Here is a 14619-nt window from a genome sequence, read left to right on the forward strand (position 1 = left end):
GGAACCTTGACGACGTTGCGCTCGGTGGGGAACACTGGCCGAAAGTACGAAGAAAGTTCAGTACGTGTCATAAAAATACCCCTGATGGATTCCCGTCACGGGTCAGGGAGGACCGAACGATGAGTATCACCGTCGATACACCGCAGGCCCCGCCGGTACCCGGCGTCGATCGACCCACATTGCTCGAGGCCGCGCGCGCGATGGAGCCGATGCTTCTGGCCGCCGAGGAGGTCATCGAGAACGAGCGTCGCGTCCCGCAGGAGATCACCGATGCTATGTACGAGAACGGGATCTACCGCGCGTTCCTGCCTTATGAACTGGGTGGGATCGAGGCCCACCCGCTCGAGTGGCTCGATGCCGTGGAGGAGATCTCGCGGGTCAACGGCTCGGTCGGATGGCTCTGCATGCTGCACTCCGGACAGACCTTCGTCGAGGAGGGCGTCATGCACGACCTCCTCGAGCAGGACAAGTGGATCACGGCCTCGAACGTCGGCCGCGCTGCGGGCAAGGCAGTGCGGGTGCCGGGTGGCTACCGCATCAGCGGACGGTGGCCCTTCAGCAGCGGGTCCCCCGAGGCCACCTGGCTCTCGGGGCGTTCGGTGCTCTACGACGAGCACGACGAGCCCGTCACGCACCCGCATGACGGACTGCCATGGTTCATCGTCGCGATGTTCCCCGCCTCGGAAGTGACGCTCTACGACACCTGGGACGGCCATGGCCTGCGCGGCTCGGGGAGTGGCGACTTCGAGGTCAAGGATCTCTTCGTGCCCTCGGAGATGGTCAACGAGGCCGGCATCTGGGAGCGCAAGTACGATCGTGCGCTGTTCCGCTATTGGTTCAATGTCATGGCCCACGGCGCGCACGCCCTCGGGCTCGCGAAGGGGGCGATCGAGGAGTTCGTGAATCTCGTCCACGTGTCGGCGAAGCGCGGTTCGTACCGCCAGGCGCGTCTGGGCAAGGAGGCGATGCATCAGTACGCGCTCGGCAAGGCCGACACGATGGTGCGGGCGGCGCGCGCGCACCTATGGGACCTGGTGGGTCAGGCGTACGAGAACGCCGAGAAGCAGTGGCCGATCGACTATGAACTGCGTGTCCTTCTGCACGGTGCGGTCATCAACGCCGTCCACACCTCGCGCGCGGCGGTGGACCTGATCTTCCAGCAGGCCGGCGCACCCGCGGTGTTCCGTGGTCGTCGCATCGAACGGATCCACCGCGACATGTTCACGGCGGCCAACCACGCCCTGATGGCCGAGTCGTCATATGACCGGATCGGGCAGTACATCATGTCGAAGGACAGCCCCACGGGGCCGGAGATCGAGATCCGCGAGATCGGCTACGTGCCGGGCCCGCACCCTCAGCACGATCGGAAGAAGGCGGAAGGGGCGCAGGACCGAGCGTGACGGGAGACGTCCGTGGGGGTCTTCGGCCGCACGGATCTCGCCCTCGACGCGGACGCACAAGTGTCCTGCGCGAGACCAGAAGTAGACGCGACAGACACCATTGATACTTTCGATTGGTGGCGGTCGAGTGCGCTGACGGACCGCGACAGAGCAGTGCAACTAGATACCGAGGCTCTCGACGCAGAGAGTCACCCTGGCAAACGATGGAGTTTCCCTTGTCTTCAATCACCGTGCGCGCCCTCGATAAGCGATTCGGCGACTACCAGGCCATCCGCGGCGCTGATCTCGCCGCATCCGACGGCGAATTCGTCACCCTGCTCGGAGAGAGCGGATGCGGAAAGACCACGACCCTGCGCTGTATCGCCGGCCTGGAGACGCCCACGTCGGGGCACATAGCGATCGGTGACCGCGTCGTTTACGACAGCGGCGAGCGGATCGATGTGCAGCCCGAGCGGCGCGAGACGGGCATGGTGTTCCAGAGCTACGCGCTGTGGCCGCACCTGACCGTGCTCGAGACGATCCTGTATCCCCTCAAGCGCCACAAGGTCCGTGGCAAGGAGGCGATGCAGCGGGCGCGGGACGTGCTCGAGACCGTCGGCCTCGGTCCTTTCGCCACGCGACCCGCGACATCGCTCTCGGGTGGACAGCAGCAGCGCGTCGCACTCGCACGTGCGCTCGTGAGCCGCCCCGAGCTGATGCTGTACGACGAGCCGCTGTCCAACCTCGACCCCTCGCTTCGCCGTCAGGTCCGCGATGAGATCCTGCGCTTGCACCGATCCAACGGCACCACGTCGCTGTATGTGACGCATGATCTCGAGGAGGCGATGCATCTCTCCGATCGCATCATCGTGATGCAGTCCGGTCTGCTGGAGCAGTCGGGTACCCCCGCGGAGATCTTCGCCAAGCCCACCAACGAGTTCGTCGCCAAGTTCGTCGGATTCGAGAACCTGCTCGCCGCAAGCGTCGAGGCGGTCTACGCCGACGAGGTCACCCTGCGGATGGAGGCGGCGGGGGTCGATGTCACCCTGCCCCGGTCCACCACGACAGGCCCCCTCTCCCGCGGCGACGAGGTCGTCGTGGCCTTCCGATCGGCCAACGCGGTCGTGGTGTCGGAATGCGAGCCCGGCGCGCCACGGCTGGAATTGGCCGGTGTCATCGAGAGCGTCGACTTCCTCGGCTCGCGCAACGAGTTCCGCATCAAGAGCGGTGGGGCGTCGCTGCGCGTCGCCGAATCGGAGCGTGACTACCGTCGCCAGAAGCTGCGCCGCGAAGCTGGCGCCCGCGTCTGGGTCGAGGTCGACGCGGAGCTGTGCTCGGTGATCCCGACCGGTCGGCGCAGCGCCACGACCTTGCCCGAGCCGGTCGCCGTCACGGGTGCGGTCGTATGACGCGTCTGCCCGCCGAGTGGCGGGGCGAGCGGCTGTTCGGCAAGGTGCTGCTCGGGGTCGCGATCGCGATCCTGTTCATCCTCTTCCTGTGGCCGCCGGTCATGATGGCGATCGCCGCATTCCGTGTGGGCAACCTCGCGGGCCAAGGGGAGTGGAGCGTCGTTCCCTTCATCGAGACGCTCTCGCGCGAGAGCACCTGGCGCGTCTCTCTGAACTCGATCATCCTCTCGGCCGCATCCAGCATCGGGGCCCTCGCGATCGGCACCTTTCTCGCCTGGGTCGCCGTTCGCACGACGACGCCGCTGCGACGGTGGATGACGCCCATCATGGCCGTCATCCTCGTCATCCCCTCCCTCTTCTACGGTCTCGGCTGGTACCTGGTGGTCAACGGCAACGCGGCTCCCGTGAACATCATGCTGCGAGAGTGGTTCGGGATAACCGGATCGCCTCTCGGTTCAGGCTGGCCCATCATGCTCTTCGTCGTGATCGGCTTCGTCATCCCCGTCGGCTACCTCTTCATGGTCGGCCCCATGGCGCGCATGGACGCGGCCCTCGACGACGCCGCGCGAATGAGCGGCGCGACACGCGGCAACGCGTTCTTCACGGTAACGCTGCCACTCCTGCGCCCGACGATGTTCGGCGTCTTCGTGCTCATGACGTCCTACGGGTTCAGCGCGTTCGAGTTGCCACTCCTCTTCGGCATCCAGGCCGACATCAACGTCTTCTCGACAGCGGTGTACACCACGCTGACGGCGCAGGAGGCGGTGCCCAACTACGCGGGTGCGAGCACCCTGTCGCTCATCCTGATGGCGCTCGTGATCCTGCTCGTGCTCGTGCGCTCGCGAATCCTCGGCGGACGCCGCTTCTCCACGATCACCGGCAAGGGTTTCCGCCCCGAGCCCAAGAGCTACGGCCGCATCCAGTGGCTCTTTCTCGCGATCTTCATCGCGGTGGTGTGCTGGGCGGGATTGATCCCGCTCGTGCAGATGATCCTCGGCTCGTTCCAGCCGATGTTCGGCGTGTCGCTCGGCTTCACGACGGCCAACTACGAGCTGCTCCTGCGGGACCCCGGGACCGGTTCGCTGATCGTCTTCACGCTGATCCTCGCGGCGATCGGCGGATTCGTCGCAGCCTCCGTCGCACTCATCATGAGCCACCTGTCCGCGCGCTCCGGCCGCTTCCTGCGCGGCGTCACCGGGCTCGTGAGCTGGGCACCGGTTGCCATCCCGGGGGTCCTGGTCGGTCTTGCGCTCATCACCGCGTACCTCCCGATCCCGGGCCTGCGGAACATGATCGGCACGCCGTTCATGCTGCTGCTCGGATTCATCGTCGTGGTCACGCCGATCGCGACGCGCGCCATCGAGGGCGGGGTGCTGCAGATCGCGACCGAGCTCGAGGAGTCGGCCCGGATTTCGGGGGCGTCGAAGGTCGTCACCTTCTTCACGGTGGTCCTGCCCCTCGTGCTGCCGAGCTTCCTCGCGGGCTGGTTCATCGCCGGCATCGGTATCTCCGGCAACCTCAGCCTCCCCGTCCTGCTGTCCTCGCCGTCCATGCAGACCGTCGCCGTCCAGGCATACGACTCGTATCGACAGGGCTACGCGTCCGAGGCGGCTGCACTGTTCCTGCTGCTCATGCTCTCCGTTGCCGCGGTCGGTGCGGTTGCGTGGGTGGTGGTCTCGGGAGGAGCCCGCCTGCTCAAGCGTGCTCGACTCACCCGCATCGAGAGAGCACTCATAACGAAAGGAAGTGTCGCGTATGTCTAAACGCCAAAGGTGGCTCGTAGCAACCGCGCTCGTCGTCCCCCTCGCCCTGCTCGGGAGCTGTTCGTCTGGAGCAGATCCCGCAGACCCGGGTGCTTCGGGTGGCGACGGTGGATACGGTGGGGCCCTGGGCAGCGCCGAGCAGGAGGCCGAGTTCGAAGCCCTCTACCAGGCGGCAGTGGACGCGGGAGAGAACCAGGTCATTGCATACGGACCGCCGCCCGCGCGCGCCCTCATTGACGCCTTCCAACAGCGCTTCCCGGGCATCGAGGTGAACTACCAGCAGCTGCAGACGGCTGAGCGGATCGCGAAGCTCGAGCAGGAGAAGCAGACCGAGAACTATGTGGCGGATGTCGCCTCCGACGGCCGGACTCCGATCGTCTCCATGGCGGTCGATGGATGGTGCCAGGAAATGGACACCATCATGGATGTGCCGAAAGAGTGGATGGGCCCGAACAACGCGGCCATGTTCCCGTATGTCTCGGTCTTCGGGCTCGTGATCAACACGGACATGATGGATGCGGAGGATGCGCCCCAGAGTTGGGAAGAGCTGATCTCGCCCGAGTGGGAGGGAAAGGTCGTCATGGTCAGTCCCGCGGCCGGGGGCGCCGCCGCCTTCACGTTCGCGATGATGCAGACGCCGGAGGAGAACGCTGAGAAGTATGCGGGCATCAAGGAGGGCATCAAGGACAACGTCACGCTCGTGGCCCGGGATGCACTCGTGTTGCAGGAGGTCGCCCAGGGCACGTACCCGATCGGCGCCCTCGCCTACTATCCGTACTTCGTCGAGACGGCCGCCCAGGGCGCGCCGATCGAGTTCGTCTTCCCGTTCACCGAGGGTGGCGGCAACATGTGGACGAAGAGCGGCAACTGCCTGATCGAAAACGCTCCTCACCCCAATGCCGGCGCGCTGTGGATGAACTGGCTAACGAGCGACGAGGGACAGACGGTTCTCGCCGATTCCGGCTGGTACCCGACGATGCCCGGCATGCCGGGCCCCGGCGGTCTGCCCCCGCTCGAGGACATCGATCTGCTGCACGCGCTGCCTGACGAGGAGGCCATCACGGCCTACGGCCCGTACGTCAAGGAGGTCATCGCCTTCTTCGGCGGCTGAGTCCACGGCCGGATCTTCCTCGGGCCCGCAACGGCTGGCCCGGGGAAGATCCGCGCCCACCTTCCGTGGCTCATCTCTGCGATATTCTGACCGGGGCCCGGGCAGGCGCCCGAAACGCCGGAAGATCGCCGGTCCCTGGCAACGATCACCTGGCGAAGGGAACCCGATTGACCGATACGAATGCGGGCCCGCAGTACTCCACCACGGTGGCTCGGGCGGCGATGCTTCTGCAGCTCCTCGCCGAGAATCCGGACGGCCTGGGTATCACCGTCCTCACGCGTCACCTCAACACCCAGCGCGCGCCGCTGTATCGGATCCTCGAGGCGCTCATCCGGGCGAGGCTGGTGCGCCGTGACGACCAGAAGCGCTATCGGCTCGGGATCGGCACGATCCAGTTGGCGCGGGCCTACTCCGTGCAGTTCCCGGCGGGCCTCGAGCAGCTCCTCGCCGAGCTCGCCAACGACGTCGGCGTCACCTCGACCCTCGTCTCCGCCGAGGGTGACGTGCTCACCACGGTGCTGTCCGTGACCCCCAGCACGAACGCCGAGCACGTCTTCACCCCGCCCGGCTTCCGGCATCCTGATGGGCCGCTGGCGACCCGCATCGCCCTCCAGGCGTCCGCCCCGCCCGCAGAGGACGATTCCGACGCGATCGTCGAGGCGCGTCGCCAGGGCTACGCGATCGCGCGCGGCTCGGTCGCACCCGTGCGCTACGCCGTCGCGGCGGTCGTGCCGAATTCCGCCCTCTCGGGTGCTGCCCTCGTCGTCGCTCTGGTCTCCGTCGTCGACTTCGACGCAGAGAGTGCCGCCGAACGCCTGATCCACACGGCCCAGCTGATCGGCATGTCACTCGGAACCGCAGGGAGCGGGGGAGGCGGCGCCGTCGGCGACTTCCGCCGGAGCGACTACTGACGAGCCGCCGACCCTCGGGTGTCGTCTGCGCGCCACCGGGGCGCGTGTTCCGCACGCCGGACGCGCACGTCGGGTTCGGTCAGGCGTCCGCCCCGCGATGCCCTCGCCCCACTGTTTGGCTCGCGGGCCCGCCTGCGCTAAGCTGATCCCTTGGTGCCTGTGCCCTGCTGGCCCGGCACCGCGAACGTGAGCCCTCCACTGGCTCGTTGCCCGGACATCCATCCGGAGTCAACACCCCGGAGCGGGATTCACGAACATCTCCGTTCGATCAAGAAAGCAGCACTACTGTGACGCGCACGTACACCCCCAAGGCTGGCGAGATCCAGCGCGAGTGGCTCATCATCGACGCGACCGACGTCGTTCTGGGCCGCCTCGCGAGCCACGCTGCAGCGCTTCTGCGCGGCAAGCACAAGCCCACCTTCGCCAACCACATGGACACCGGCGACTTCGTGATCATCGTCAACGCCGACAAGGTCGCGCTGACGGGTCAGAAGCTCGAGAAGAAGAAGGCCTACCGCCACTCCGGCTACCCGGGCGGACTCAAGTCCGTCACCTATGGCGAGCTCATGGACAAGAACCCCGAACGCGCCGTCGAAAAGGCCATTCGCGGGATGCTTCCCAAGAACAGCATCGGTCGCCAGCAGTTGGGCAAGCTCAAGGTCTACCGGGGTGCCGAGCACCCCCACGCTGCCCAGCAGCCCAAGACGTACACCCTCGACCAGGTCGCCCAGTAAGCGCCGCACTCATCTCAAAGGACATACTCGTGGCGAACATCTCCGACTCCACTTCCTCGATTGACGAGGCCCCCCAGAGCTACTCGACCGAGACGCCCGCTGACCAGGCGGCAGCAGCCGTCGCGGCAGAGCGTCCCGTCCTGACCGTTCCCGGCGCAGCCGTGGGTCGTCGCAAGCAGGCCATCGCCCGCGTGCGCATCGTCCCCGGCTCGGGCACGATCACGGTCAACGGCCGCTCGTTCGAGGACTACTTCCCGAACAAGCTGCACCAGCAGCTCGTCACCGACCCGTTCACGGTCCTCAACCTCACCGACGCCTACGACGTCATCGCCCGCATCTCGGGTGGTGGACCCTCGGGTCAGGCCGGCGCCCTGCGCCTCGGCATCGCGCGTTCGCTCAACGAGATCGACGTCGAGAACAACCGCGCCACCCTCAAGAAGGCCGGCTTCCTCTCGCGTGACGCTCGCGTCAAGGAGCGCAAGAAGGCCGGTCTCAAGAAGGCCCGCAAGGCGCCTCAGTACTCGAAGCGCTAACCAGCGGTCAGCGCTCCGATGCCACTGTTTGGCACGGACGGCGTTCGGGGTCTCGCCAACGGGACCCTGACCGCCGACCTCGCTCTTTCGCTTGCCCAGGCGACGGCCGTCGTCCTCGGGCAAGGTCGCACGGCCGAGGCCCGGCGTGCGCAGGGACGCCGGCTCACAGCCGTCGTCGCGCGCGACCCGCGGGTGTCCGGGGAGTTCCTCACGGCCGCGGTCGCGGCGGGGCTCGCCTCGTCGGGGGTCGATGTGCTCGAGGCCGGCGTCCTGCCGACCCCGGCGCTCGCCTTCCTCGTTGCCGACCGCGACGCCGACTTCGGTGTGATGGTCTCGGCCTCGCACAATCCCGCTCCCGACAACGGCATCAAGATCTTCGCCCGCGGCGGGATGAAGCTACCCGACGCGGTCGAAGAGCGCATCGAGCGAGCGATGTCGGGACCCAAGCTCCAGCCCACGGGCGCGGAGGTCGGGCGCATCGCGCGATTCTCGGATGCCGAGGACCGCTATGTCATGCACCTCCTGGCGTCTCTGCCGCAGCGGCTCGAGGGAGTGAAGGTCGTTCTCGACTGCGCCCACGGAGCCGCATCCGGGGTCTCGCCCGAGACCTTCCGGGATGCGGGAGCCGAACTCGTCGTGATCGGCGCCGACCCCGACGGGCTGAACATCAACGACGGTGTCGGCTCGACGCACCTCGATGTGCTCGCCGCGGCCGTTCTCGAACACGGCGCGGATGTCGGGATCGCCCACGACGGTGACGCGGATCGCTGCCTCGCGGTGGATGCCTCGGGCCGGATCGTCGACGGTGACCGCATCATGGCGATCCTCGCGGCATCACTCCACGAACGCGGACGCCTGCACGATGACACGCTCGTTGCGACGGTCATGAGCAACCTCGGCCTGCACCGCGCGATGTCCGAGCGAGGCATCCGCGTGCTGCAGACCGCCGTTGGCGACCGCTACGTTCTCGAAGAGATGACGCGCGGCCGCTACTCGCTCGGCGGCGAGCAGTCCGGGCATCTGATCATGAGCGACTACGCGACGACGGGCGACGGCCTGCTGACCGGGCTGCACCTGGTTGCCGAGATGGCGCGCACGGGCAAGTCGCTGGCGGAGCTGGCGTCGATCATGACGGTCTTTCCGCAGGTCCTCGTCAACGTGCGGGACGTGGACCGGTCGCGTGCCAACAGCGACCCGGTCGTCGTGGCCGCAGTGGCCGCAGCATCCGCTGCACTCGGCGACACCGGTCGCGTTCTGCTGCGTCCGTCGGGCACCGAGCCGCTCGTTCGCGTGATGGTCGAGGCCGCCGACGAGCAGACGGCCCGCCGCCACGCCGACGAGCTCGCCGACGTGGTGCGCGAGGCACTCGCCCTCTAGGGAGTGCGCGGGTCATCGTTCGCGCACCGCGCCTGCCGTCCGACGTCGCGGCGGAGGCGGTTCAGGCGAAGGCGGGTATCCGCGGAGCGAACGCGATCACGCGGCACCCACCCGCCGGTGTGAGTTCGGACTCGAGTCTGCCGCCGATTCCGCTCACCTGTCGCCGCAGGTTGTCGAGTCCCGGGGCCTCGCGATGGCTGCCGTCTCCCGCTGCGTCGTCGGCAACCGAGACGCGGACCATCCCCGCCGTTACGCCGATCTCGACATCGATCCGTTGAGCGCGACAGAACTCGAGGGCATTGAGCGTTGCTTCGACGACCGTGTGGAACAGCACGGCACGCCGCTCGATCTGCACGGAACCGGCGCCCGTTGCCGCATGTACCTCTCCCGGGTCGCTGACGCGGAGTCGGACCGCGATGGGGTTCGGGACGACCGTGATGAAGGCGCGAACGGCGGGCACCAGGCCATGATCGAGCGCCTCCGGATAGCTGAACATGGCCAACCCCTGTTGCCCCGCGATGGCTACGTCGGCGAGTTCACGTTGCACGGATTGCATGCGCAGCTTGATGAGGCCGTCCGCATCGCCGATGATCTCCGCGATCTCGTCCATCACATGCCCGAAGCGCTCTTTCAGCGTGTCGTGATTGTCCGATGCGAGCTGGTGTCGTGTCCGCGCCTGTGTCCGAAGCAACGTCACGAGAGCTTGGGAACTCTGCGCGGCCGACAGATGCGATGTGCGTTCGGCCCAGCGGATCCGCTGCTGCGAGCGGGTCACATACGCCGCGAACGCGATGATCAGGCTGATCATGACTCCCGATACGGCGGCGTCCGCGAGAGCTGGCAGTACATCGTGCTGCGAGTAGATGCCGACCGTGATCTGCATGACCGCGCGCAGTGCAGCCACTCCCACCCCGGCGGTGAGCACGAGGGCCGCCGCGGTCACCGGGCGCCGCGTCTCGATGCGAAGCTGGCTGACGATCAGGAGCGTGGTGATCACGGTCAAGAGGTTGATGAAGATGCGTCGTCCCAGATCCCAGCTGAGCGGAACGGGTTCCCCGACCAACTCGTCGGGGACTCCGAGGACGATGATGGCCTGTGCCGTAGCGGCGAGGGCCACCGCACCGCCGAGTACCGCGATCGTGACGAGCATCGTGCGGGTATCCGCGTGTCGATCTGCCGCCGATCGGGCCTTTTCGCGGTGCGCACGGGTTTCGCTGTCCGTGGGCACACCCGCGGGTGCACGCCCGCGAGACAGCCACGAAGCGCGGGGCGGATCGGAGGTATCGCGGCGGTCGTTGATTGACAACGTGTGTACCTCCGAAAGCGCTGGCGGGAATGGCGTCCCCCCGCCGAGGCCGATACTAGCGGCACTCGCGCCGATAATCCGCACGCCGCACGGTATTGGATTCGTGACTCAGCCCCAGGTCAGCGACTCGATATACCGCAGCAGGACTCCCTCTCGAAGGGCCCAGGGGCTCACCTCGAGCTCTTCGACACGCAACGCTGTCATGGCCTCGTGCAGCACGACCGCACCCGCGACGATCTGCATCGTTCGGTCGGCGGTGATCCCCGGCAGCTCCTGCCGTGCGCTCGCGGGCAGCCGTGCGAGCCGAGGAATCCAGGACGCGAGGGCGGCGCGGGGCAGCACCATCCGCTCGATTCCCGACCACCCGGGCATCGGGTACCCCGCGAGTTTCGCGAGCGAGCGGATCGCCTTCGACGACCCGACGACGTGGTCCGGCTTGGGCTGTGCTCTGAATTCGCGGGCGACGGGCGCGAGCACCTCGGCGGCGTGGGCGCGCAGGCGATCGGTCGCGGCCTCGCCGGGCGGGTCGTCGGGCAGGAAGCCCACGGTCATCCGCCCCGCTCCGAGGGGGACGGATGCCGCGGTCTCGGGCAGCTCCTCCGAACCCGATGCCAGCTCGAGCGAACCCCCTCCGATATCGAAGAGCAGAATGCGCCCGGCAGACCACCCGAACCACCGGCGCACCGCGAGGAACGTGAACCGCGCCTCGGTCTCCCCGCCGAGCACCTGCAGCGGCTGTCCCAGAGCCGCCTCGATGCGTTCGATGACCACGGCGCCGTTCGTCGCCTCACGGACGGCCGACGTCGCGGTTGCCAACAACTCATCGACGGCCTCGGCGGTGGCGCGGTCGCGTGCCTCGGATACGGCGGTCTCGAGCGCGCGGATGCCTTCTTCCGTGATGGATCCGTCCGGCGCCAAGTACCGCATCAGGCGCAATACCGTGCGGTGGCTGGTCGTGCCCAGCGGACGGCCGCCCGGTCGCGCATCGGCAACCAGCAGATGGACGGTATTCGATCCGATATCGAGGACTCCCAGGCGCACCGGTGAAGCGTAGCGCGGCCGGAGTGCCCCTCGTCGCGCAATGGCCAGACCCCGCGCGATACCATCGAACGGTGCCCGCCGAGGAGATCGCGACCACGTCATTGCTGACGCCCTACCGTGAGATCGAGCGCGCCGAGTGGGCGCGAACGGCGGCCGGGATGGCGCAACCGCTCTCCGAGACGGAGATCGTGCAGCTGCGTGGCCTCGGTGACCGTCTCGATGTGGACGAGGTTCGTGAGGTCTACCTCCCGCTCAGCCGCCTGCTGAGCCTGTACGCGAATGCGACGAAACGTCTCGGTGCCGACACGAGCGGGTTCCTCGGCGAACCCGACACGACCACGCCGTTCGTCGTCGCCGTCGCGGGCTCGGTCGCCGTGGGCAAATCGACGATCGCGCGTCTGTTGCGCGAACTGATGAGCCGCTGGCCGGGCACGCCGCGCGTCGAACTCGTCACGACCGACGGGTTCCTCTTTCCCAACGCCGAACTCGAGCGGCGCGGGCTCATGAGCCGCAAGGGGTTTCCGGAGTCCTACGACCGCCGCGCACTGATCCGCTTTCTGACCGAGGTGAAGAGCGGGGCGCCCGAGGTTCGAGCGCCCTTCTATTCGCACATGCGCTACGACATCGTTCCGGACGCGAGCGTCGTCGTCCGACGCCCCGACGTCGTGATCGTCGAGGGCCTCAACGTTCTTCAGCCCCCGGCGCTGCCGAACGACGTCGCGGTCAGTGAGCTGTTCGACTTCGCCGTCTACGTCGACGCCGATCCCGAGCACATCGCCCGGTGGTTCGTCGAACGATTCCTGGCGCTCCGACGCGGAGCGTTCGCGAATCCCACGTCGTACTTCAACGTGTTCGCCCACCTCAGTGACGAGGAGGCCGTCCAGACGGCGATGAAGTACTGGGACGAGATCAACATGCCCAACCTGGTCGAGAACGTCATGCCCACGCGGCATCGAGCGACACTGATCCTGCAGAAGGGGCCCGAGCACGCGGTTGATCGCGTGTTCCTGCGCAAGCTGTAGCCGCGTCGCGTAGCCATCCCCGCTGTCTTGGGGCGTCCAATCCCCGTTGGGGCGCGGCATGCCACGCCCCAACGGGGATTGGGCGCCCCGACTCTGAGCGTGGGGCGCTCCCCGCAGAGTGACCGGCTCACCTGCTGCACAGCCGCGGCGACTTAGGATGTCCCTCATGTGTGGAATCGTCGGATACGTCGGCCCGAGGCCGAGCCAGGCCATCCTTCTCGCCGGGCTCGCCCGACTCGAGTACCGCGGCTACGACTCGGCGGGCATCGCCGTGATCGACGGTTCCGGCGAACTCGGGATGCGCAAGCGCGCAGGCAAGCTGAGCGTGCTCGCCGAGAACCTCGCCGCGGACCCGCTCCCCACAGGGACGACGGGCATCGGACACACCCGCTGGGCGACGCACGGGGGCCCGACCGACGTCAACGCGCACCCGCACCTTGCCGACGACGACCGCCTCGCCGTCATCCACAACGGCATCATCGAGAACTTCTCGGAGCTGAAGGCCGAGCTGCTCGACGAGGGATATACCTTCCAGAGCGAGACCGACACCGAGGTCGCCGCGGTGCTGCTCGGCCGCGAGTACCGGAAGAGCGAGGACCTCGCGACGGCGTTCCGCGCCACCGTCAGCCGCCTCGACGGTGCGTTCACGCTGCTCGCCGTGCACGAGGAGCACCCGGATCTGGTCGTCGGCGCTCGCCGCAACTCACCGCTCGTGATCGGACTGGGTGAAGGCGAGAACTTCCTCGGCTCCGACGTCGCGGCGTTCGTCGAGCACACGCGCCGCGCGCTCGCGATCGGACAGGACCAGATCGTCGCGATCACACCCGGCGGCGTCACGGTGACCGACTTCTTCGGATCGCCGGTCGAGGTCGAGCCGTTCGAGGTGATGTGGGATGCGTCGGCCGCCGAAAAGGGCGGTTGGTCGTCGTTCATGGCCAAGGAGGTCTCGGAAGAGCCCGAGGCCGTCGCGAAGACGCTGCTCGGGCGAACCCGCGACGGTCAGGTCGTCATCCCGGAACTCGATGGGCTGGACGAACTCTTCGCGGGCATCTCGCGCATCGTCGTGATCGCCTGCGGCACGGCCGCCTATGCCGGTCTGGTGGGCAAGTACGCGCTCGAGCAGTGGGCACGCATCCCCGTGGATGTCGAACTCGCCCACGAATTCCGCTATCGCGACCCGGTGATCGACGCCAGCACGCTCGTCGTCTCGATCAGCCAGTCGGGCGAGACGATGGACACCCTCATGGCCGTCAAGTACGCCCGCGAACGCGGCGCCAAGACGCTCTCGATCTGCAACACGCAGGGCGCGACGATCCCGCGCGAGTCGGATGCGATCGTCTACACGCACGCGGGACCCGAAGTGGCCGTGGCATCCACCAAGGCCTTCGTCGCCCAGATCACCGCGCTCTACCTGCTCGCCCTGCACGTGGGCCGCGTGCGCGGTGCGATGAGTGCGACCGAGGCGGCGCAGCAGGTGGTCGAGCTGGAGGCCGTGCCCGAGAAGATCGCGCAGATCCTCGAGCGCGAGCAGCCCCGCATCGAGCAGCTCGCGCACTGGATGGCCGACACCCGGTCGGTGCTGTTCCTCGGGCGCCACGTCGGTTATCCGATCGCTCTCGAGGGTGCGCTCAAGCTCAAGGAGCTGGCGTACATCCACGCCGAGGGCTTCGCCGCGGGCGAGCTCAAGCACGGGCCGATCGCGCTGATCGAACCCGGCCAGCCCGTGTTCGTGATCGTGCCGTCGCCGCGCGAATCCGCGCTGTTGCACGCGAAGGTCGTCTCGAACATCCAGGAGATCCGGGCTCGCGGCGCACGCGTCATCGCGATCGCGGAAGAGGGGGATGCCGCCGTGCTGCCCTTCGCCGACGAGGTGCTGCGCATTCCGCTCGCCGCCCCCCTGTTCGAGCCGCTGCTCGCCGTCGTTCCCCTGCACATCTTCGCGATGGGACTCGCGACGGCGAAGGGCCTGGACGTCGATCAGCCCCGCAACCTCGCGAAGTCCGTCACCGTCGAGTAGCCCCCCGGGGTGGCCG

Annotated in this window: 12 protein-coding genes; 10 read left to right on the plus strand and 2 right to left on the minus strand. The window is 67.6% G+C overall.

All coding sequences use genetic code 11. The features are described 5' to 3' along the window. Positions 1-119: 119 nt before the first annotated feature. From CGU35_RS01860 to glmM, 8 genes are all read left to right on the plus strand, one after another. Complete coding sequence (locus CGU35_RS01860; RefSeq protein ID WP_100809936.1) at positions 120-1400, plus strand: acyl-CoA dehydrogenase family protein; 1281 nt, start codon at positions 120-122, stop codon at positions 1398-1400. A 215-nt stretch (positions 1401-1615) separates the two neighbouring features. Further along, positions 1616-2788 carry an ABC transporter ATP-binding protein gene (locus CGU35_RS01865; protein ID WP_181003495.1) on the plus strand — a complete coding sequence of 391 codons (1173 nt, stop codon included), beginning with the start codon at positions 1616-1618 and terminating at the stop codon, positions 2786-2788. Then, on the plus strand, positions 2785-4551 hold the full coding sequence (locus CGU35_RS01870; protein WP_100809938.1) for an ABC transporter permease: 1767 nt from the start codon (positions 2785-2787) through the stop codon (positions 4549-4551). The genes CGU35_RS01865 and CGU35_RS01870 overlap by 4 nt, the downstream gene beginning before the upstream one ends. Continuing rightward, positions 4544-5662 carry an ABC transporter substrate-binding protein gene (locus CGU35_RS01875; RefSeq protein WP_100809939.1) on the plus strand — a complete coding sequence of 373 codons (1119 nt, stop codon included), beginning with the start codon at positions 4544-4546 and terminating at the stop codon, positions 5660-5662. The genes CGU35_RS01870 and CGU35_RS01875 overlap by 8 nt, the downstream gene beginning before the upstream one ends. A 167-nt stretch (positions 5663-5829) precedes the next feature. Further along, the gene (locus tag CGU35_RS01880) at positions 5830-6573 is read left to right on the plus strand and encodes a helix-turn-helix domain-containing protein (protein WP_100809940.1); all 744 of its coding nucleotides are present in this window, start codon (positions 5830-5832) and stop codon (positions 6571-6573) included. A gap of 287 nt (positions 6574-6860) precedes the next feature. Then, the gene (gene rplM / locus CGU35_RS01885; protein ID WP_100809941.1) at positions 6861-7307 is read left to right on the plus strand and encodes a 50S ribosomal protein L13; all 447 of its coding nucleotides are present in this window, start codon (positions 6861-6863) and stop codon (positions 7305-7307) included. Positions 7308-7336: 29 nt separating this feature from the next. After that, positions 7337-7840, plus strand: a complete 504-nt coding sequence (gene rpsI / locus CGU35_RS01890) for a 30S ribosomal protein S9 (RefSeq protein ID WP_100809942.1) — start codon at positions 7337-7339, stop codon at positions 7838-7840. Positions 7841-7858: 18 nt separating this feature from the next. After that, entirely contained in the window at positions 7859-9217 is a 1359-nt protein-coding gene (glmM, locus tag CGU35_RS01895; RefSeq protein ID WP_100809943.1) for a phosphoglucosamine mutase, read from the plus strand. A 61-nt stretch (positions 9218-9278) separates the two neighbouring features. On the opposite strand, the gene CGU35_RS01900 is transcribed toward glmM, so the two are convergent. Beyond that, positions 9279-10367, minus strand: coding sequence for a hypothetical protein (locus tag CGU35_RS01900; protein ID WP_100809944.1), 1089 nt, complete (start codon positions 10365-10367; stop codon positions 9279-9281). Between the two features lie 264 nt (positions 10368-10631). Then, positions 10632-11564 carry a Ppx/GppA phosphatase family protein gene (locus CGU35_RS01905; protein WP_100809945.1) on the minus strand — a complete coding sequence of 311 codons (933 nt, stop codon included), beginning with the start codon at positions 11562-11564 and terminating at the stop codon, positions 10632-10634. Between the two features lie 71 nt (positions 11565-11635). Between CGU35_RS01905 and coaA the strand changes: the two genes are divergently transcribed. Both coaA and glmS read left to right on the plus strand, forming a co-directional pair. After that, entirely contained in the window at positions 11636-12586 is a 951-nt protein-coding gene (coaA, locus tag CGU35_RS01910) for a type I pantothenate kinase (protein ID WP_100810086.1), read from the plus strand. Positions 12587-12752: 166 nt separating this feature from the next. Further along, positions 12753-14603 carry a glutamine--fructose-6-phosphate transaminase (isomerizing) gene (gene glmS / locus CGU35_RS01915; protein WP_100809946.1) on the plus strand — a complete coding sequence of 617 codons (1851 nt, stop codon included), beginning with the start codon at positions 12753-12755 and terminating at the stop codon, positions 14601-14603. The last annotated feature ends 16 nt before the right edge of the window (positions 14604-14619 follow it).

Origin of the sequence: Microbacterium sp. BR1, assembly GCF_002812725.1 — a bacterium.
Lineage (GTDB): Bacteria > Actinomycetota > Actinomycetes > Actinomycetales > Microbacteriaceae > Microbacterium.

Bases quoted from the DNA above. Each gene is read 5' to 3' on its own strand.
- CGU35_RS01875 (WP_100809939.1), top strand. From the start codon at position 4,544: ATGTCTAAACGCCAAAGGTGGCTCGTAGCAACCGCGCTCGTCGTCCCC.
- CGU35_RS01860 (WP_100809936.1), top strand. From the start codon at position 120: ATGAGTATCACCGTCGATACACCGCAGGCCCCGCCGGTACCCGGCGTC.
- CGU35_RS01870 (WP_100809938.1), top strand. From the start codon at position 2,785: ATGACGCGTCTGCCCGCCGAGTGGCGGGGCGAGCGGCTGTTCGGCAAG.
- CGU35_RS01900 (WP_100809944.1), bottom strand. From the start codon at position 10,367: ATGCTCGTCACGATCGCGGTACTCGGCGGTGCGGTGGCCCTCGCCGCT.
- glmS (WP_100809946.1), top strand. From the start codon at position 12,753: ATGTGTGGAATCGTCGGATACGTCGGCCCGAGGCCGAGCCAGGCCATC.
- glmM (WP_100809943.1), top strand. From the start codon at position 7,859: ATGCCACTGTTTGGCACGGACGGCGTTCGGGGTCTCGCCAACGGGACC.